Source organism: Enterobacter cloacae complex sp. I1M, from assembly GCF_014982425.1.
Taxonomy (GTDB): domain Bacteria; phylum Pseudomonadota; class Gammaproteobacteria; order Enterobacterales; family Enterobacteriaceae; genus Enterobacter; species Enterobacter intestinihominis.
Map to the genome: position 1 here is coordinate 282,881 of NZ_JADCLG010000010.1, position 19,341 is coordinate 302,221.

The 19,341-nt window shown below is 54.1% G+C and carries 22 protein-coding genes; 15 read left to right on the forward strand and 7 right to left on the reverse strand.

What is annotated here, in order from left to right; genetic code table 11:
* Positions 1 to 54 precede the first annotated feature (54 nt).
* Positions 55 to 1,095, reverse strand: a complete 1,041-nt coding sequence (locus INF86_RS06605) for an oxidoreductase (RefSeq protein WP_023306015.1) — start codon at positions 1,093 to 1,095, stop codon at positions 55 to 57.
* Positions 1,096 to 1,334: 239 nt separating this feature from the next.
* On the opposite strand from INF86_RS06605, the gene blr reads away from it, so the two are divergent.
* From blr to gstA, 12 genes are all read left to right on the forward strand, one after another.
* Positions 1,335 to 1,460 carry a division septum protein Blr gene (gene blr / locus INF86_RS06610; RefSeq protein ID WP_193543376.1) on the forward strand — a complete coding sequence of 42 codons (126 nt, stop codon included), beginning with the start codon at positions 1,335 to 1,337 and terminating at the stop codon, positions 1,458 to 1,460.
* A gap of 229 nt (positions 1,461 to 1,689) precedes the next feature.
* On the forward strand, positions 1,690 to 1,905 hold the full coding sequence (gene ydgT / locus INF86_RS06615) for a transcription modulator YdgT (RefSeq protein WP_000217941.1): 216 nt from the start codon (positions 1,690 to 1,692) through the stop codon (positions 1,903 to 1,905).
* Between the two features lie 85 nt (positions 1,906 to 1,990).
* Entirely contained in the window at positions 1,991 to 2,431 is a 441-nt protein-coding gene (locus INF86_RS06620; protein ID WP_015570663.1) for a DUF2569 domain-containing protein, read from the forward strand.
* A 76-nt stretch (positions 2,432 to 2,507) separates the two neighbouring features.
* A complete protein-coding gene (gene rsxA / locus INF86_RS06625; protein ID WP_022647920.1) occupies positions 2,508 to 3,089 on the forward strand; it encodes an electron transport complex subunit RsxA in 582 nt (193 codons plus the stop codon).
* A complete protein-coding gene (gene rsxB / locus INF86_RS06630) occupies positions 3,089 to 3,667 on the forward strand; it encodes an electron transport complex subunit RsxB (RefSeq protein ID WP_015570664.1) in 579 nt (192 codons plus the stop codon). The genes rsxA and rsxB overlap by 1 nt, the downstream gene beginning before the upstream one ends.
* Complete coding sequence (gene rsxC / locus INF86_RS06635; protein ID WP_193543362.1) at positions 3,660 to 5,681, forward strand: electron transport complex subunit RsxC; 2,022 nt, start codon at positions 3,660 to 3,662, stop codon at positions 5,679 to 5,681. The genes rsxB and rsxC overlap by 8 nt, the downstream gene beginning before the upstream one ends.
* Positions 5,682 to 6,734: an electron transport complex subunit RsxD gene (rsxD, locus tag INF86_RS06640; protein ID WP_022647918.1), complete on the forward strand. Its 1,053-nt coding sequence runs from the start codon at positions 5,682 to 5,684 to the stop codon at positions 6,732 to 6,734.
* A 10-nt stretch (positions 6,735 to 6,744) separates the two neighbouring features.
* Positions 6,745 to 7,365 (forward strand): electron transport complex subunit RsxG, encoded by a 621-nt coding sequence (gene rsxG, locus INF86_RS06645; protein ID WP_063148153.1) that lies wholly within the window; start codon positions 6,745 to 6,747, stop codon positions 7,363 to 7,365.
* Positions 7,366 to 7,367: 2 nt separating this feature from the next.
* Positions 7,368 to 8,054 (forward strand): electron transport complex subunit E, encoded by a 687-nt coding sequence (locus INF86_RS06650; RefSeq protein WP_003857592.1) that lies wholly within the window; start codon positions 7,368 to 7,370, stop codon positions 8,052 to 8,054.
* Positions 8,051 to 8,686, forward strand: coding sequence for an endonuclease III (nth, locus tag INF86_RS06655; protein ID WP_161177683.1), 636 nt, complete (start codon positions 8,051 to 8,053; stop codon positions 8,684 to 8,686). The genes INF86_RS06650 and nth overlap by 4 nt, the downstream gene beginning before the upstream one ends.
* Before the next feature lie 608 nt (positions 8,687 to 9,294).
* On the forward strand, positions 9,295 to 10,803 hold the full coding sequence (dtpA, locus tag INF86_RS06660; protein WP_022647916.1) for a dipeptide/tripeptide permease DtpA: 1,509 nt from the start codon (positions 9,295 to 9,297) through the stop codon (positions 10,801 to 10,803).
* 105 nt (positions 10,804 to 10,908) lie between these two features.
* Positions 10,909 to 11,514 (forward strand): glutathione transferase GstA, encoded by a 606-nt coding sequence (gene gstA / locus INF86_RS06665; RefSeq protein ID WP_023299960.1) that lies wholly within the window; start codon positions 10,909 to 10,911, stop codon positions 11,512 to 11,514.
* Positions 11,515 to 11,574: 60 nt separating this feature from the next.
* Here gstA and pdxY read toward each other — a convergent pair whose 3' ends face one another.
* The 5 genes from pdxY to anmK all read right to left on the reverse strand — a co-directional run bounded on the left by pdxY (position 11,575) and on the right by anmK (position 16,157).
* Positions 11,575 to 12,435, reverse strand: coding sequence for a pyridoxal kinase PdxY (gene pdxY, locus INF86_RS06670; RefSeq protein WP_063137521.1), 861 nt, complete (start codon positions 12,433 to 12,435; stop codon positions 11,575 to 11,577).
* Positions 12,436 to 12,501: 66 nt separating this feature from the next.
* Complete coding sequence (gene tyrS, locus INF86_RS06675; protein ID WP_038415949.1) at positions 12,502 to 13,776, reverse strand: tyrosine--tRNA ligase; 1,275 nt, start codon at positions 13,774 to 13,776, stop codon at positions 12,502 to 12,504.
* Between the two features lie 125 nt (positions 13,777 to 13,901).
* Positions 13,902 to 14,558 (reverse strand): pyridoxamine 5'-phosphate oxidase, encoded by a 657-nt coding sequence (pdxH, locus tag INF86_RS06680; RefSeq protein WP_003857601.1) that lies wholly within the window; start codon positions 14,556 to 14,558, stop codon positions 13,902 to 13,904.
* Between the two features lie 57 nt (positions 14,559 to 14,615).
* A complete protein-coding gene (mliC, locus tag INF86_RS06685) occupies positions 14,616 to 14,939 on the reverse strand; it encodes a C-type lysozyme inhibitor (RefSeq protein ID WP_022647912.1) in 324 nt (107 codons plus the stop codon).
* A 93-nt stretch (positions 14,940 to 15,032) separates the two neighbouring features.
* Positions 15,033 to 16,157: an anhydro-N-acetylmuramic acid kinase gene (gene anmK, locus INF86_RS06690; protein ID WP_032624364.1), complete on the reverse strand. Its 1,125-nt coding sequence runs from the start codon at positions 16,155 to 16,157 to the stop codon at positions 15,033 to 15,035.
* Positions 16,158 to 16,412: 255 nt separating this feature from the next.
* Here anmK and slyB point away from each other — a divergent pair, with 255 nt between their 5' ends.
* Positions 16,413 to 16,880 (forward strand): outer membrane lipoprotein SlyB, encoded by a 468-nt coding sequence (slyB, locus tag INF86_RS06695; protein WP_022647910.1) that lies wholly within the window; start codon positions 16,413 to 16,415, stop codon positions 16,878 to 16,880.
* 196 nt (positions 16,881 to 17,076) lie between these two features.
* Positions 17,077 to 18,438, forward strand: coding sequence for a GGDEF domain-containing protein (locus INF86_RS06700; protein WP_045308479.1), 1,362 nt, complete (start codon positions 17,077 to 17,079; stop codon positions 18,436 to 18,438).
* 38 nt (positions 18,439 to 18,476) lie between these two features.
* Here the strand turns inward: INF86_RS06700 and slyA are convergent, their stop codons facing one another.
* Positions 18,477 to 18,917: a transcriptional regulator SlyA gene (gene slyA / locus INF86_RS06705; protein WP_032623345.1), complete on the reverse strand. Its 441-nt coding sequence runs from the start codon at positions 18,915 to 18,917 to the stop codon at positions 18,477 to 18,479.
* A 187-nt stretch (positions 18,918 to 19,104) separates the two neighbouring features.
* Here slyA and INF86_RS06710 point away from each other — a divergent pair, with 187 nt between their 5' ends.
* On the forward strand, positions 19,105 to 19,341 hold the full coding sequence (locus tag INF86_RS06710) for a DUF1656 domain-containing protein (protein WP_022647907.1): 237 nt from the start codon (positions 19,105 to 19,107) through the stop codon (positions 19,339 to 19,341).

The following is a 19,341-nucleotide window of genomic DNA, read 5'->3' on the forward strand; positions in this document are numbered from 1 at the left end:
CTCTTTACTGCCGGGTGGCGCTGCGCTTACCCGGCCTACGAAAGCGTTTGGCACTTATGCCAGACAGAGCGTTGCGCGATGTTTGGCAGATTCGATCCCCAGCTCGATGAGCTCCATAATCTGGATTGCCTGGCTCGCCGGAACCGGATTTTCACCTGAACCGTTCAGCGCGTCACGAATTGCGGCGTAATACGCCGGATAGTTCCCAGGCTGGGTCAACACCGTCTCTTCAACCAGTACCTCACCCTCCGCACGCGTCACCACCCCGTCCCGCATGTCGTAGCCCCAGTCCTCCTGCGGTAAGCGTTCGCCATTTTTGAGGCGCTCTTCCTGCGGATCCAGGCCGAACTTCACATAGCTGCCGCGCGCCCCGTGAAGGATATAACGGGCCGATTCCGCCGCCGCAAGCATTGTCCCGTGCAGCACAATGCGCCGCTGCGGATAACTCAAAACGGCGTGGAAATAGTCGGTGGTCTGCGCCCCCGGCCTGAGCTGAGCTAAATCGACCGTCATGCTTACGGGCAGACCAAACAGATGAACGGCCTGATCGAGAAGATGCGGCGCTAAGTCATACCAGATGCCGCTGCCCGGTCCCGCCTGCTCGCGCCAGCGATCTCGCACCTGCGGACGATAACGATCGAAGTGAGACTCAAAAAAAGCAATTTCGCCGAGCGTGCCTTCGTTTATCAGCGCTTTGATCGTCAGGAAATCACTATCCCAGCGCCGGTTGTGAAAGACCGACAATAACCGACCCAGGCTTCGCGCCAGCGCATCCAGCTCGCGCGCCTGTGACAACGTCACGGTAAAAGGCTTATCGACAACGACATGTTTGCCAGCCTCCAGCGCCGCTTTCGCCAGGGGGAAATGGGTGTCGTTAGGGGTGGGAATGACAATAAGGTCAATATTAGGATCGTTAAACAGATGCTTAGGCTCCGTTACCACCGGCACGGCTGGCCAGTCGGCATGGACTTTGGTTTCATCGCTGCTTGTGATAGCCGCCAGTTCCATTCCCGGCGTGCCGGCAACCAGCGGCGCATGAAAGGTTTTGCTTGCGTACCCGTAGCCAATAAGACCGACGCGGATGTTTTCACTCATCGTATGCCCCCTCGCTGTGCGCTTATTTATCACTGGCCTTGTGCTTAACGCACAGATTAATAATGTGCCCTGTGAGTTAAAATAGCATCTCGCGACAGCTTTTTTTGTTACCTCGCATTAAAGTGTGTATATGGGGCCCGGGAATCGTTCCCAAAGCGCTTGCTCTGTCGAAAAGGCCGCTGTAACATTTGCAATCTGTATTTATGGATAAATTACAAACACAAAATATGTCATCAATAATTAATCGAATCATTGAATTAGCGGGATGGATTGTCCTTGGCGTTTCAGTCGTGTTGCTCGGCATTGCCAGCCATATCGATAACTACCAGCCGCCGGAGCCTGTTACTGTTGCTCAACCAAAGTAAGCCGCATCGTCATAAAGCGTGACACATTACGTCATGGAACGTATTGCCAGCCGTAATGAACGGGGTTACCCTTCTCTTCCAGGCATCTGCTGATGCCTGAATCTTCGCAAAGAAAACTCCTAATTTCGTCGCGTTACCCGAGTGGACAGTTTACGTCTTTATTAATCCGTTTATTATTCGAACGCATTACCTTTATGGGTATTACCCTTTTATATGGAAACTTATTAATATGACAGTTCAGGACTATTTATTAAAATTTCGCAAGATCAATTCCCTCGAAAGCCTGGAAAAACTGTTTGACCATCTGAACTACACGCTGTCGGATAATCAGGACATCATCAATATGTACCGCGCGGCTGACCATCGTCGCGCCGAACTCGTCTCTGGCGGTCGTCTGTTCAACGTGGGGGAAGTACCTAAATCTGTCTGGCGTTACGTTGTATAAGAAAGTAGCCTTCGGCGTGAAATGTTATATACTCTCCGCCCTGCAAATTTCTGTATAACATTTCGCGCAGACTATGGGAGAGCGTATGACCGCATTGCCTGGAGAGAGAATTGGGGGCTGGTTAATCGCCCCGCTGGCATGGCTGCTGGTGGCTTTATTAAGCGCTTCGCTGGCGCTGTTGCTTTACACCACTGCACTGGTTACTCCTCATGCTATCCAGACACTGATGTCTCAGAGTGCGCTCAATATTGCGACGTGGTTTGTGTCGTTCGTTTTCGCAATCGCGATGTGGTACTACACGCTTTGGCTGACCATCGCCTTCTTCAAACGCCGCAAAAGCGTGCCGAAACATTACATTATCTGGCTGCTGGTCTCCGTGCTGCTTGCCGTCAAAGCGTTCGCTTTTTCGCCAGTTTCTGACGCACTGGCGGTTCGCCAGCTACTCTTTCCGTTGCTTGCAACGGCGCTTCTGGTGCCCTATTTCAAGCGGTCGACGCGCGTTAAGAAGACCTTCGTTAACCCGTAATAACCTTACAGTTAACCTGTTGTGGCCTGTTGTCGTTTATCCGATAATAGGCGGCTCTTTTATTTCAGGCTAAATAATGACCGATTACTTACTGCTCTTTGTCGGAACTGTGCTGGTTAATAACTTCGTACTGGTGAAGTTCCTTGGCCTGTGCCCGTTTATGGGGGTCTCCAAAAAGCTGGAGACGGCAATGGGCATGGGGCTGGCCACCACCTTCGTGATGACGATGGCCTCCATTTGCGCATGGCTGATTGATACCTGGATCCTGATCCCGCTGGACATGCTCTACCTGCGCACCTTGTCCTTTATTCTGGTCATTGCGGTGGTGGTGCAATTTACCGAAATGGTAGTGCGTAAAACCAGCCCTGCCCTGTATCGCCTGTTGGGTATTTTTCTGCCCCTCATCACCACCAACTGTGCTGTGCTGGGCGTGGCGCTGCTCAACATCAACCTTGGGCATAATTTCATGCAGTCGGCGCTGTACGGTTTTTCCGCGGCGGTCGGTTTCTCTTTTGTTATGGTCCTGTTCGCGTCGATTCGCGAGCGTCTGGCAGCGGCGGATATTCCCGCGCCGTTTCGCGGAAACGCCATCGCTCTGGTGACCGCAGGTTTAATGTCTCTGGCCTTTATGGGCTTTAGTGGTCTGGTGAAGTTGTAATGAGTGCTATCTGGATTGCCATCGCGTCCATCAGCGTACTGGGACTCGTCTTTGGCATCATTCTGGGTTATGCCTCCCGCCGGTTTGCGGTGGAGGACGATCCGGTGGTTGAAAAAATTGATGAGCTTTTGCCGCAGAGCCAGTGTGGGCAGTGCGGCTACCCTGGCTGCCGTCCTTACGCTGAGGCGGTGGGCGTGCAGGGAGAAAAGATCAACCGCTGCGCGCCGGGTGGCGAAGCGGTCATGCTTAAAATAGCTGCCCTGCTGAACGTCGATCCGCAGCCTGTCGACGGCGATGAACAGGCGCAGGAGCCCGTTCGTGCCCTTGCTGTTATCGACGAAGCCAACTGCATCGGCTGCACCAAATGTATTCAGGCGTGCCCTGTCGACGCCATTGTAGGCGCAACCCGCGCCATGCACACCGTTGTGGCGGACCTGTGCACCGGCTGTAACCTCTGCGTGGCCCCCTGCCCGACGCAGTGTATAGAACTCCGCCCGGTTGAAACGACGACCGAAAGCTGGAAATGGGATCTTCAGACCATTCCGGTTCGCAATATTCCTGTGGAACAACATGCTTAAGTTATTTTCTGCTTTCAGAAAAGAGAAGATCTGGGACTTCGACGGCGGTATCCATCCCCCGGAAATGAAAACCCAGTCAAACGGCACGCCGCTGCGTCAAATTCCGCTGGCGACCCGCTACGTGATGCCATTGAAACAGCACATCGGCGCGGAAGGCGAGCTGTGCGTGAAAGAAGGCGATACCGTCCTTCGCGGCCAGCCGCTGACCTTTGGTCGTGGACGTATGTTGCCGATACATGCCCCGACTTCGGGCAAGGTGGTGGCTGTTGCCCCCCATACCGTTGCCCATCCCTCGGCGTTGTCTGAGCTGAGCGTCATCATTGAAGCCGACGGGGAAGATCTCTGGATCGATCGTGACGGCTGGAGCGACTACCGTTCCCGCAGCCGTGAAGCGCTGATTGAACGCATTCATCAGTTTGGCATAGCAGGTCTTGGAGGCGCTGGCTTCCCGACCGGCGCCAAGCTTCACGGCGGCGGCGATAAAATCGAAACGCTGATTATTAACGCCGCCGAGTGCGAACCGTACATCACCGCCGATGATCGTCTGATGCAGGACTGTGCCGCGCAGGTGGTGGAAGGTATTCGCATTCTTGCGCATATCCTGCAACCCCGCGAAGTGCTGATCGGTATTGAGGACAATAAACCGCAGGCCATTTCGATGCTGCGTGCGGTACTGGCGGACAGCCATGATATCGCCCTGCGCGTGATTCCAACCAAATACCCGTCCGGCGGGGCGAAGCAGCTGACGCAGATCCTGACCGGAAAACAGGTCCCCCACGGGGGCCGTTCGTCCGATATCGGCGTGCTGATGCAAAACGTGGGTACTGCCTACGCGGTGAAACGTGCGGTGATTGACGGAGAGCCATTGACCGAACGCGTCGTCACGCTGACCGGCGAGTCCGTCTCCCGTCCCGGCAACGTCTGGGCGCGTCTGGGTACGCCGGTGCATCATCTGCTGGAACAGGCTGGCTTCTGCCCGGGGAGCGAGCAGATGGTCATTATGGGCGGCCCGCTGATGGGCTTTACCCTGCCGTGGCTGGATGTGCCAGTGGTGAAGATTACCAACTGCCTGCTCGCCCCTTCCCCAACGGAGATGGGCGAAACGCAGGAAGAGAAAGGTTGTATACGCTGTAGCGCCTGCGCGGATGCGTGTCCGGCAGACTTGCTGCCGCAGCAGTTGTACTGGTACAGCAAAGGCCAGCTGCACGATAAAGCCCAGGCGCATAACCTGGCTGACTGTATTGAATGCGGTGCCTGTGCCTGGGTCTGCCCAAGCAATATTCCGCTGGTGCAGTACTTTCGTCAGGAGAAAGCCGAAATCTACGCTATCTCCATGGAAGAAAAACGTGCCGCTGAAGCGAAGGCCCGCTTTGAAGCGCGCCAGGCGCGACTGGAGCGCGAGAAACAAGCCCGTCAGGAACGCCATAAGCAGGCTGCCGTGCAGCCTGCGGCGAAAGATCAGGATGCGATTAACGCTGCCCTCGCCCGTGTGCGGGAGAAGAACGCGACTGCCGCTCAGCCGGTAGCGATCGTGGCTGGCCAAAAGCCGGACAATAGCGAAGCGATTGCCGCCCGCGAAGCGCGTAAAGCCGAAGCGCGCGCACGTCAGGCGGAGAAGGCGCAAAACGCCAAACCGGAAGCCGACACAGACCCGCGTAAAGCGGCGGTGGAAGCGGCTATCGCCAGGGCAAAAGCCCGTAAAGCCGGTCAGCAGACAGTGGTGGTTGAACAGGAAGCGACCGATCCGCGCAAGGCGGCCGTTGAAGCCGCTATCGCCCGCGCCAAAGCACGTAAAGCGGCACAGCTTCAGCCTGCCGAAGAGAGTGAAGCGCCTGTCGACCCACGTAAAGCCGCCGTTGAAGCGGCCATCGCCCGTGCCAAAGCACGAAAAGCGGCACAGCAGGACGAACGGCCTGCGGCCGCCAACGACGATCCACGCAAAGCCGCAGTCGCCGCCGCGATTGCGCGTGTTCAGGCAAAGAAAGCCGCGCAGCAAGCCGTTAACGAGGATTAAATGGTTTTCAGAATTGCAAGTTCCCCTTATACCCATAACCAGCGCCAGACATCGCGTATTATGATGCTGGTGTGCCTGGCCGCGTTGCCAGGTATTGCCGTACAGTGTTGGTTTTTCGGCTGGGGTACGCTTTTCCAGTTAGTTCTGGGTTGCGCCAGTGCCGTCGCAGCGGAAGCAGCGATCCTGAAGCTGCGCAAAATGGAGGTGACTCGCATCCTGAGCGATAACTCCGCCCTGTTGACCGGCCTGTTGCTTGCCATCAGCATTCCCCCGTTCGCCCCGTGGTGGATGGTAGTATTGGGAACGGTATTTGCGGTGATCATCGCCAAGCAGCTGTACGGTGGGCTGGGCCATAACCCGTTTAACCCGGCAATGATTGGTTACGTGGTGCTACTGATCTCCTTCCCGGTACAGATGACCAGCTGGCTGCCGCCGCATGAGATCGCCGCCACGGTGCCCGGCTTTATGGATGCCCTGAACGTTATCTTTACTGGCCACACCGCGATGGGCGCGGATATGAACGCGCTTCGCATGGGCGTGGATGGCATCAGCCAGGCCACCCCGCTCGATACCTTCAAAACCTCCCTGCGTGCCGGCCACAGCGTCGAGCAGGTGATGAAATCGTCTATTTACAGCGGCGTACTGGCGGGTGCGGGCTGGCAGTGGGTCAATCTGGCCTACCTGTTGGGCGGTGCCTTCCTGCTGCAACAAAAAGCGATCCGCTGGCATATTCCGGTGAGCTTCCTGGTGACGCTGGCCGTCTGTTCAACGCTCGGCTGGGTCATCTCACCTGAGTCACTGGCCAGCCCACAGCTCCATCTGCTCTCCGGCGCGACCATGCTCGGGGCATTCTTTATTCTCACCGATCCGGTCACCGCCTCTACCACCAACCGAGGTCGTCTGATTTTCGGCGCGCTGGCGGGCTTGCTGGTCTGGCTTATTCGCAGCTTTGGTGGCTATCCGGACGGCGTGGCATTTGCCGTACTGCTGGCTAACATCACCGTTCCGCTCATCGACTACTACACGCGTCCACGCGTGTACGGTCATCGCTAAGGGTTACGCCATGCTAAAGACTATGCAAAAACACGGCGTCACGCTGGCGATCTTCGCCGCCGCCCTCACCGGGCTGACCGCGCTGGTAAATGAACTGACGAAAAGCACCATTGAAGAGCAGGCAATGAAGCAGCAAAAGGCGTTGTTCGATCAGGTGATCCCATCAGACTTCTATGATAATGACCTGCAAAAAAGCTGCTTTGTCGTGCAGGCCCCGCAGCTCGGTAAAGGAACACACCGCGTTTATATTGCCCGTAAGGGCGAGAACCCGGTGGGTGCCATCATGGAAGCCACCGCGCCGGACGGTTACTCTGGCGCAATTCAGCTGCTGGTAGGCAGCGATTTTTCCGGCACCGTGCTGGGTACGCGCGTGACGGAACATCACGAAACGCCGGGCCTTGGCGACAAAATTGAAACACGCCTGAGCGACTGGATTTTACACTTTGCCGGTAAGATGATTCATGGCGAGGACGATCCTGCTTTCGCGGTGAAAAAAGATGGCGGTGAGTTTGACCAGTTCACGGGCGCCACGATTACGCCCCGCGCGGTCGTCAACGCCGTCAAACGCGCCGGTCTGTATGCCGAAACGCTGCCCGCGCAGATCAATCATCTTTCCGCCTGTGAGGAGTGACCATGAGCCAGGTTAAAGAGGTTATCGTCCAGGGACTCTGGAAAAACAACTCGGCACTGGTACAGCTGTTGGGATTGTGCCCGCTGCTGGCGGTGACGTCTACCGCCACCAACGCGCTCGGGCTGGGGCTGGCGACCACGCTGGTGCTGACCCTGACCAACTTCTCCATTTCTGTTTTGCGCCGCTGGACGCCATCGGAAATCCGTATTCCGATTTATGTCATGATCATTGCATCGGTGGTCAGCGTCGTGCAAATGCTAATTAACGCCTACGCATTTGGCCTGTACCAGTCGCTCGGGATCTTCATTCCGCTTATCGTGACTAACTGTATTGTCGTGGGACGCGCTGAAGCCTTCGCGGTGAAAAACAACCCGGCAATTTCCGCGCTGGATGGGTTTTCCATCGGCATGGGCGCGACTGCCGCCATGTTCGTCCTCGGCTCTCTGCGTGAAATTCTGGGCAACGGTACGCTCTTCGACGGTGCGGACGCGCTGCTTGGCGGCTGGGCGAAATCGCTGCGTATCGAGGTGTTCCATACGGACACCCCATTCCTGCTGGCCATGCTACCGCCAGGCGCCTTCATTGGCCTTGGGATGATGCTGGCGTTAAAATACCTGATTGACGAAAAACGTAAACGCCGCGCCGCTGAACGCAGCGTACAGGAAGGGATCCCCGAGAAAGCAGTATGAATAAAGAGAAACGCATTGCGATCCTGACGCGCCTGCGCGATGAGAATCCTCATCCAACGACAGAGCTGAATTTTAACTCGCCGTTTGAACTGTTGATCGCGGTGCTGCTCTCTGCGCAGGCCACTGACGTGAGCGTCAACAAAGCCACGGCCCTGCTCTACCCTGTCGCCAATACGCCGCAGACCATGCTGGAGCTGGGCGTTGAAGGTGTAAAATCCTATATTAAGACCATCGGCCTGTTTAACAGTAAGGCCGAAAACGTCATTAAGACCTGCCGGATCCTGCTTGAGCAGCACGGCGGTGAAGTTCCGGAAGATCGCGCAGCGCTGGAAGCGTTGCCAGGCGTCGGGCGTAAAACGGCAAATGTCGTGCTCAACACGGCGTTTGGCTGGCCGACGATCGCCGTGGACACTCACATCTTCCGCGTTTCTAATCGCACCCGGTTCGCGCCGGGTAAAAACGTGGAAGAGGTGGAAGAAAAGCTATTAAAAGTGGTCCCTGCGGAATTTAAGGTGGATTGCCATCACTGGCTAATCCTTCACGGGCGCTATACCTGTATTGCACGTAAGCCACGCTGCGGCTCCTGCATTATCGAAGATCTCTGTGAATACAAAGAAAAAGTCTATCCCTGAAGGTACGTCCACTTGTTACTGTTCAAGCCCTTAGATTAAACAAGGGCTCTGATATCTTCTCCCTTGGCCGTAATTTTCCCTCTCATTGTCCATAAAGTGTTGTCGATTCTGCGGATATTTAACACTCAAACAGGTTAATAGTTTTTTCATCACCAAAAATTTCTATACATCTGTGATCGCGATCACTCTGATAACTTGATGTTGGATTTTTGTTGTTAAAACCCTCTCCACGCCTTTGCCAGACAAGATTTCATCCATTACTCACCGCATATAAGACCAGTCATTTTTCAGAATATGGGCTATATCACTGCCTTTCACCCAAAATAGCAGAACATATCGCCATACAGCCATTCATCAGGGTCATTTACAGTGAAAAAAACCACCAATTCTCAACGGATGAAATTTAACGCTGCATAACATTTGCGTGAACCGATGATTATACCGCCACAGTTAAATGTAACAGATTATTACAAACGTATTGCCAGATGGGGCTGGATAGTGAACATTACCCGCCGTTTCCCCTCCCAATATAACTATAAAGCGGATGGACTGCGGTCATCACGCTATGAACACCCCCGTTAATATGGGATGTAAAAAAAGAGGTATATGTGTCTACTGCAAACAATAAACCAACAGATGAGAGCGTAAGTCTTAACGCTTTCAAACAGCCTAAAGCGTTCTATCTCATTTTCTCTATCGAATTGTGGGAGCGTTTTGGCTACTACGGCCTGCAAGGGATTATGGCCGTTTACCTGGTTAAGCAACTGGGTATGTCCGAAGCCGATTCCATCACGCTGTTCTCGTCCTTCAGCGCTCTGGTCTATGGCCTGGTCGCCATCGGCGGCTGGTTAGGCGATAAAGTTCTCGGTACGAAACGTGTCATTATGCTGGGCGCCGTGGTTCTGGCGATTGGCTATGGTCTGGTTGCATGGTCCGGGCACGATGCGGGCGTGGTATACATGGGCATGGCTACCATCGCGGTAGGTAACGGCCTCTTTAAGGCTAACCCTTCCTCCCTGCTTTCTACCTGCTACAACAAAGATGATCCGCGTCTGGACGGTGCATTTACCATGTACTACATGTCCATCAACATCGGTTCATTCTTCTCTATGCTGGCAACTCCATGGCTGGCCGCGAAATTCGGCTGGAGCGTAGCGTTTGCGCTGAGCTTCGTGGGTATGTTGATCACCGTTGTGAACTTCCTGTTCTGCCGCAGCTGGGTTAAAGATTATGGTTCTAAACCAGACTTCGAACCCGTGCATATGGGCAAACTGCTGGCAACCATCGTCGGCATTGTGATCCTGGCCGCTGTCGCTACCTGGCTGCTGCACAACCAGGGTATTGCTCGTGCCGTACTGGCCGTGGTTGCGCTGGGTATCGTGATTATCTTCGCTAAAGAAGCCTTCGCGATGCAGGGTGCCGCACGTCGTAAGATGATTGTGGCGTTCATCCTGATGCTGGAAGCGATTATCTTCTTCGTCCTGTACAGCCAGATGCCAACCTCCCTGAACTTCTTCGCAATCCGCAACGTTGAGCACTCCATCCTGGGTATCGCGTTCGAGCCGGAGCAGTACCAGGCACTGAACCCGTTCTGGATCATGATTGGTAGCCCGATTCTGGCCGCTATCTATAACAAGATGGGCGACCGTCTGCCGATGCCGCACAAGTTCGCTATCGGTATGGTGCTGTGCTCTGGCGCATTCCTGGTGCTGCCGCTGGGGACGAAATTCGCGACCGACGCGGGTATCGTGTCTGTTAACTGGCTGATCCTGAGCTATGCGCTGCAATCCATCGGTGAACTGATGATCTCCGGTCTGGGCCTGGCGATGGTTGCACAGCTGGTCCCTCAGCGTCTGATGGGCTTCATCATGGGTAGCTGGTTCCTGACGACCGCTGGCGCAGCCATCATTGCAGGTAAGATTGCGAACCTGATGGCGGTACCGGACAACGTTACCGACCCGCTGGTCTCCCTGAACGTCTACGGCACCGTGTTCATGCAAATTGGTATCGCGACAGCCGTAATTGCCGTGCTGATGCTGCTCACCGCACCAAAACTCAATCGTATGACGCAGGACGACGACAAATCCGCTAAAGCGATCAACACCGCGAACGCGTAATGTCATCGGGAAACGACTGAACAGAAGCCGCTAATTGATTAGCGGCTTTTTTTTTATCTGAACGCGCACTAACATAGCGGGAACCTCAGCAAAAAGGAGTTACCGATGAAACTGTTCTATAAACCGGGCGCCTGCTCTCTTGCTTCGCATATCACCCTTCGCGAGAGCGGTAAGGATTTCACGCTGGACGGCGTTGACCTGATGAAAAAGCGCCTGGAAAACGGGGATGACTTTTTTGCGATTAACCCAAAAGGGCAGGTTCCGGCCCTGCTGCTGGATGATGGTACGCTGCTGACCGAAGGCGTGGCGATAATGCAGTACCTGGCCGACAACGTGCCTGATCGTCAGCTGCTGGCACCAACAGGCAGTATCTCTCGCTATAAAACCCTTGAGTGGCTTAACTACATCGCGACCGAGCTGCACAAAGGCTTTACGCCGCTGTTCCGCCCGGATACTCCGGAAGAGTACAAACCGACCGTACGTGCGTTACTTGAGAAAAAGATGCAGTACATTAATGAATCACTGAAAGACGATCAGTGGATCTGCGGTGCGCGTTTCACCATTGCTGATGCGTATCTGTTTACCGTTCTGCGCTGGGCGCGCGCGGTGAAGCTGAACCTGGAAGGATTAGATCATATTGCGTCGTATATGGAACGCGTAGCGGCACGCCCTGCGGTTGCAGCGGCGCTGAAGGCAGAAGGGTTGAATTAATCCGAGCGCGCTGTATTGCCGGGTGGCGCTGCGCTTACCCGGCCTACACTATCCCTGCTCTTACAATTGGGTTGCGCTGAAATAATGCTCGGGCTTCGCGATGCGATCCTGCGCCGCGACCACCTGGAGCTCATATTCCTGCATCGTCTTCGTCGCAATCATGATTTCATAAACGGCTGCGGTGACGTGCTCCAGCGCATCGCGCAGGCTTGCGCCCTGCAATAGCTTCACCAGCAGCAAACCGCTGGTCACATCCCCGACCCCGACAGGCTGACGTGTACCGAAATCCACCAGCGGTCGACTGATGTGCCAGGCTTCATCCTTCGTCACCAACAGCATTTCAAAACGGTCCTGGCTCAACCCTGCGCGTGCCAGGTGCTTAACCAGCACAATCTCTGGCCCCTGGGCGAGGAGCTCGCGAGAGGCGCGTACAGCCTCTTCTACGCTGTTGACCGGATGCTCGCACAGGATCTCAAGTTCAATTAGATTGGGCGCAATAATATCGCTGGCGGGCAATGCATGACGGACATGAAACTCCGCAACGCCCGGCGCGACGATGCAGCCTTTTTCCGGATGCCCCATCACCGGATCGCAGAAATATTTCGCCGCGGGGTTTGCCGCTTTCACCTGGCGCACAATGCCGAGGATATGTTCCCCCTGCTCCGCCGAACCCAGATAACCGCTCAGTACGGCATCGCAGCGTTTAAGCTGGTCGATATCCGCAATCCCCTGAACGATCTCCGTCAGATGCGACGGCGGCATCACGCAGCCGGTCCATTTACCGTACTGGGTGTGATTCGAGAACTGAACGGTATTGAGGGGCCAGACGTTGGCCCCGAGGCGGCGCATCGGGAATTCCGCAGCGCTGTTGCCAGCATGTCCAAAAACAACGTGGGACTGAATGGCGAGGATGTTCTTCATGTTGTACTTACCAAACCCTGTCAAAACAAAAGGGGCGTGGTTTCCCACGCCCCTGCGTACTTTTAATTACTTCCAGCAGACCAGGCAGTAATTTTTCTTACCGCGACGCAGCAGCGTGTAGCGACCATAGAGACGGTCGTTCTCGGTAAAGGTGTATTCCGGATCGGCCTGTTTTTCGCCATTAATGGTGATCGCGTTAGAGGCGATGGTTTTACGCGCCTGACCGCGAGACGGCTGGAGCTCGGAGTCCACCAGCGCCTGCATCAGATCGGCGCCTTTTTCCATCTCCACCATCGGCACGCCATCCTGAGCAAGCTGTTCGAAGTCCTCTTCGCTTAAATCGCTCAGGGTCCCGTTGAACAGGCTCGCCGTAATGCGTTTCGCCGCTGCCAGACCTTCTTCACCATGAACCAGTTTAGTCACTTCGTCGGCCAGCACATACTGGGCGCGCGGTGCTTTACCGCTGTTCTTGTCTTCTTCTTCCAGCGCATTGATTTCTTCGATATCCATAAAGGTGAAGAATTTCAGGAAGCGATAAACATCGGCATCCGCCGTGTTGATCCAGAACTGGTAGAATTTGTACGGGCTGGTTTTCTTCGGATCCAGCCATACTGCGCCGCCTTCGGTTTTACCAAACTTGGTACCGTCTGCTTTGGTGATCAGCGGCACGGTCAGACCAAACACCTGATTCTGGTGAAGGCGACGGGTCAGATCGATACCGGAGGTGATGTTACCCCACTGGTCAGAACCGCCAATTTGCAGCGACACGCCGTGCAGCTTGTTCAGGCAGGCGAAGTCATACCCCTGCAACAGGTTGTAGGAGAACTCGGTGAAAGAGATACCCTGATCGTCACGGTTAAGACGCTGCTTGACCGCTTCTTTGTTAATCATCTGGTTAACAGAGAAGTGTTTGCCGATGTCACGCAGGAACGTCAGCACGTTCATGCCACCAAACCAGTCGTAGTTGTTCGCCGCAATCGCAGCGTTGTCACCACAGTTGAAATCCAGGAACGGTGCAACCTGTTTACGGATCTTATCCACCCACTCCTGCACGGTGTCTTCGGTATTCAGCTTACGCTCAGCGGCTTTGAAACTTGGGTCGCCAATCAGACCAGTCGCACCGCCAACCAGGGCAACAGGCTTATGACCCGCCATCTGGAAGCGTTTCAGGCATAACAATGGAACAAGATGCCCCAAATGCAAGCTGTCAGCGGTGGGATCGAAGCCGCAATAGAGCGCGATCGGGCCTTGCGCCAGTCGCTCTGCTAACGCTTCCTCGTCCGTCACCTGGGCCACCAGGCCCCGCTCTTGCAATTGTTTAATCAAGTTACTGCTTGCCATCAAATTCTCCATGTATAAACGACTGCACCTTTGCCGGTACACGACTTTTCGCCTGATGCGAAAGGACCATAGAATAAAGCGCCAGCGCGGTGTGCGCTAGCGCTTAAATCAACAAATTTTGGGGATTACGGTGCCAGTCGGTCTATTTTCCAGCCACCGTTGTCGCGCTGGTATAAAAAGCGATCGTGCAGGCGGTGCTCACCGCCCTGCCAGAATTCCATCTGCTCAATGGGGATGCGGAACCCGCCCCAGAAACTCGGCAGCGGCACTTCACCCTGCTGAAACTTCTGTTTGAGTTCGAGGAATTTACTTTCAAGTACGCCGCGGGCCGAGATTCGGCTGGACTGTTTAGAAACCCAGGCGCCAATCTGACTGTCGCGCGGTCGGCTGTGGAAATATTTCACCACTTCGAGCGTAGAGAGGCGCTCTGCCTTGCCGGTAACCATCACCTGGCGCTCAAGCATATGCCACGGGAAGAGCAGGCTAATACGCGGATTATTTTCCAGGTGATGCGCTTTACGACTGCCAAGGTTGGTGTAGAACACCAGCCCTTTCTCGTCATAATGCTTAAGAAGAACGATGCGTTGATACGGCTGACCGTTTTCATCAACCGTGGCAACGACCATCGCCGTCGGGTCGGCCAGTTTCGCTTCGCAGGCCTGTTTCAGCCAGCGTTCAAAAAGCACCAGCGGTTCGGCGGGAAGATCCTGGCGGCGCAGACCGCCTTTGGTGTATTCACGGCGCAGATGCGCAATTTGCTGTAGTTCGTCGTTATCTGACATGGCGTTAGCTGAAAGTGAGGTTGGGTGGCGCTATTGTGCGCGCCCCCTTCAAAAATCTCAACGCTTCGGATTTTCCAGCTGACAATTGTTCAGCACAATGCGGTCTCGCTTATAGACGGTGGCGCTGTCACCTTTTGACCAGAAGACGTAGATCCCATCCGTGTAACGCGCCCCGGAGGCGGACATCCCCTGCTTCAGCGTCAACAACTTATTGTCATAAACAAAGCTGGCTTCCTGGCGAGTGTTGTTCAGCTTCACCGTCAGCGGTTTTTCATCACAACGATATTCCAGCGTATCGGTTTGCATACGCTCAACGAACTGGTTATAGACGCTGCATCCGGTCATAAGAAAAGGTACAGCAATGAGAAGAAGTTTTTTCATGGGCAGATTCCGAAGACTATCCTGGTCCTGGAGGGCCTAACCGCCCTCCTGTTTTTCCCTATTTTACGGGTTATGCCTCCCGCTGAATTTCAGTTAACTCTGATTATGGCGCGGATTTGCCGGGAAAATAGCACCGAGGACGCTCGCCTCCCGCGCACCGGTTACGGAGGGTAAATTCCCGGGCAGACCGGCAACCGTACGCCAGGCAAGCCAGGCGAAGGCCAGCGCTTCCATGTCGTCTCCGCTGATCCCGGCTTCGTCAGTAGTCGTGACTTCGGTGCCCGGCAGCAGGGCGGCGAGGCGTGCCATCAGGAGCGGGTTGCGGCTTCCGCCTCCGCATACCAGCAGACGCTCGCACCCGCCGCTGAGCAACACCTGTTCAGAAATCGACACGGCGGTAAGCTCAGTCAGCGTAGCCTGCACATCCTGAGGCGCAAGGCCGGGGAAGCGTGCCAGATGACGTTCAAGCCAGCCGTAGTTGAAATACTCTCGCCCCGTGCTTTTCGGCGCTGGCAGGGCAAAGAATGGATCGCTTAACAGGGCTTGCAGCAAGGGAAGGATCACTTTCCCCTGGCTGGCCCACTGCGCGTCTTTGTCGTAGGGTTTACCGTTCTGACGCCAGATCCAGGCATCCATCAGCATATTACCGGGCCCGGTATCGTATCCACGCACGGGCTGCCCGGGAATGAGCATCGACAGGTTGGCAATCCCGCCAATGTTCAGAACCATTCTGCGCTCCACCGGGTGCGCCAGCAGCGCCTGATGAAATGCCGGAACCAGCGGCGCCCCCTGACCGCCGAGGGCCATATCGCGACGACGGAAATCCCCCACCACCGTCACGCCGGTTTTTGCCACAATCTGGTTATTATCGCCAATTTGCATCGTGTGCGGCGCCTCGCCGACAGGTTCATGCCAGACGGTCTGCCCATGGCAGCCTATTGCCACGACATCCTGCGGATGAAGTCTTTCTTGCTGCATCAGAGCCAGTACCGCATCAGCAAACAGCGCCCCCAGACGCACATCCAGTTGGCCCAGTTGGGAAAGCGTCAGCTGTTGCCCCTGGCAGATGCTCAGGATCTCTTCTTTTAACGAGACCGGAATAGGCCAGGTCAGGCTTGCCTGCTGCGCCACCATGTTTTCATCAATGGCGGCCAGAACGACATCCACACCGTCAAGACTGGTACCAGACATCACACCGATATAGCGACCCGATTTCATGCGCTTTCCTTACGTTACATGGGCTAAGTGCAACCACTCCATCATAAATAACGCTGCTTTGCTATCCGGTGATAATATTTTTTAACAATCTCAGACCTGTAGCACAGACGGTTTTTGTTTATGTCCCGTTAAGCCCCGTTCAGGTAAAATTTATCTATTCGGCATGCAAAGATATGAACTGTGGTCAGGAATGCCATATAATTTAGCCATAACGGATGCCCCAACCGGGCGTTTTTTGGTGAACAGGAGAGTCAAATGATTTTACGTGTACTGGGCGTTTCGCTGATTGGTTTAACACTGGCGGGTTGTGTGAACGACAATTCACTCTCCGGCGACGTATATAGTGCTTCTGAAGCTAAACAGGTACAGAACGTGACCTACGGTACTATCGTTAATGCCCGTCCTGTTCAGATTCAGGGTGGTGATGACACGAACGTCGTGGGCGCAATCGGTGGTGCTGTGCTGGGTGGTTTCCTGGGTAACACCATTGGTGGCGGCACCGGTCGCTCTCTGGCTACCGCAGCAGGCGCAGTTGCAGGCGGCGTAGCGGGTCAGGGCGTTCAGGGTGCGATGAACAAAACTCAGGGCGTTGAGCTGGAAATCCGTAAAGACGATGGCAGCACCATTATGGTTGTGCAGAAACAGGGTAATACTCGCTTCTCTGCAGGCCAGCGTGTTGTACTGGCAAGCAACGGTAGCCAGGTCACCGTCTCCCCGCGTTAATATCCCGACGGATGCGGTCCTTTCGGGCCGCATCCATTTACAAAAACTATCATTTTAAAAAATGTATTTATAAAAATACATTCACACGGCGTATAATTAATTCCCTCTGATATTGTTCCTGCGCAAAGTATTTTTTATTTCCCTCCTTTAGACTCGTCTGATTCTCTTTTTCCTCTTTTTAATTTTTTAACATTCTATGCTTGCGAACTGTCGATTTGTAATGAACCGCTTTGTGGCCTTTGCACTTGGGTGCATTTTTATCATTGCCGTGTTACAAGGTTGTTTTATAAAACTTGTTGAATGGGTTCCTTCATTCTCTCCGCTATTTTTCCCTACGCTCACTATTTTTCTTCTGGTATTCCATCTGTTTATCGCCTGTTTTATGGCAATGAAATACTGGTGTGATAAAAAACGGCTATATCTCGTTCCGATTGCGTCAGCCTTTGCCGGTTCAGCACTGCTGATGGTGGGTACGCTATCCAGTTTTCCAGGTTGGCTGGATCTCTATCAGTTCAACGAGGCGAACTATAATGACGCGATGATCTTTTATATGTTCCGACACCTCTTAATGGCGGTGCTCATGATGGCCTCAGCCTTACTTTATACGCTTCGCGTTTCCCCCCTTTCACGAAGCACCCACATCGGTATTGTTGTCGGATCGGCTCTCTTTACGGGCTGCATGCTTTGGCTGGCGTGGTTCTATTCCAGCCATTCCACGACGTTAACCCTGGATCTTGTGGATAATGAAACCCGGCAGTTCATGATTCTCTGGAGCCAGACCATCAACATCATTTTGGTCATTCTTTGGGTTGTCACATTAATCACCCTGATGGTCGTGACCCGGATAAGAAATTTGTTCTGGGCGGGCGGCAATTTTTTATGCGTCTGTTATGTCGTCACGCTGTTAATGCTGTTGTTAGGTGGATACGTAGAAGATGTATCATGGTACCGCGCCCGGTTATTCGAAACTGTCGCGACATTAATGATTATTTTCATTTTGCTTTCCGACGTCTTTAATTTGTATCGTGACTCGCACGTCAAATACCAGCAGTCATATCAAAATTCAATCCGCGACCCGCTTACCCGTCTTTATAATCGCAGCTATTTTTATGATTCATTAAACTATGCCCTCAGCTCTGCAACGGAGGCACACCCGGTATCGGTGGTGGTAAGCGACCTTGACCGTTTCAAACGTATCAACGACTGTTACGGGCATTTGCAGGGCGATAAGGTATTACAGTTCGTCTCTAATCTGCTGACGGATTCCGTGCGCCCCCAGGATATCGCGGCCCGAATCGGTGGTGAAGAGTTTGTGTTGATGCTGACAAATACCCCTTCAGACGCCGCGCGGCAGGTGGCCGAGCGCATTCGCCTCAAGCTGAGCGGGTTTGATAAAGCCAGCAGCGGCGGTCATCTGCCGGAACCCATTACCATCAGCATGGGCGTATTCACCGCAACCTCGCCGGAAACCAGTGCGGAAACCTGCGTGGAGAGCGCGGATAAAGCCATGTATGAGGCAAAAGAGACAGGGCGCAACCGGGTGGTGGTGTTCAGATAATAAGAAAGGCCTTGATTTCGCAAGGCCTTTACGTTCGGTCAGTCGCGAGACTGCAGATCGTGGATGTTCTGCTCAAGACGGGCGATGAGTCCTATCAGCATCTCCAGCTCAGCGGGGGAAATACCTTCAAGGATCTCCCCACGCGTTTTACTGATGACGGCTTCCATCTCAGTAATAATCGGGGCCGCTTTTTCCGTCAATTTGATCCGCTTGGCGCGACGGTCGCTGGCGCAGGTTTGTCGGGAGATAAGTCCCTTCTCTTCCAGTTGGTCAAGAGTGCGCACCAGTGACGGCTGCTCAATGCCAATCGCTTTTGCCAGTTGGATCTGTGACTGGTCGGGCGGGAGCTGATGAATGTTATGCAGCGTAACCCAGTGCGTCTGCGTGAGTTCCAGAGGTTTCAGGCGATGGTCAATCAGAGCACGCCAGATGCGTACCAACCTTGCCAGATCAGAACCTAATGGCGATTCCAATTTCATCTCCTTATAATTAGCTTGCTAAGTGATTATAGTGATTTTAGAATAGTTTGCAGTATTTGTATTGCCAAAACAAATGCAATCACGGTATTCATCATTCCTGAAAGGATGATTTACACTGAACGGTAATGCGCCATCGCATTGAAATATGCCATTGTGGCCCTCACCCCACTGCAAAGGATCACTGCTTGTGACGTTCTTTTCCCTCTCCGCAGGGTTGCCCCTCCAGGATCTGATTGTCGGCGCATCGGTCTACTTTCCGCCACTGTTTAAAGCCGTGATGGTCGGTTTTGTGATCTGGCTCATTGCGCATCGTCTGCTGCGCGACTGGATGTATTCCGGTGAAATCTGGCACCCGATGTTAATGGATCTCTCCCTGTTTACCCTTTCCGTCTGTCTTGGCCTTGCCGTGTTAACCGTGTGGTGA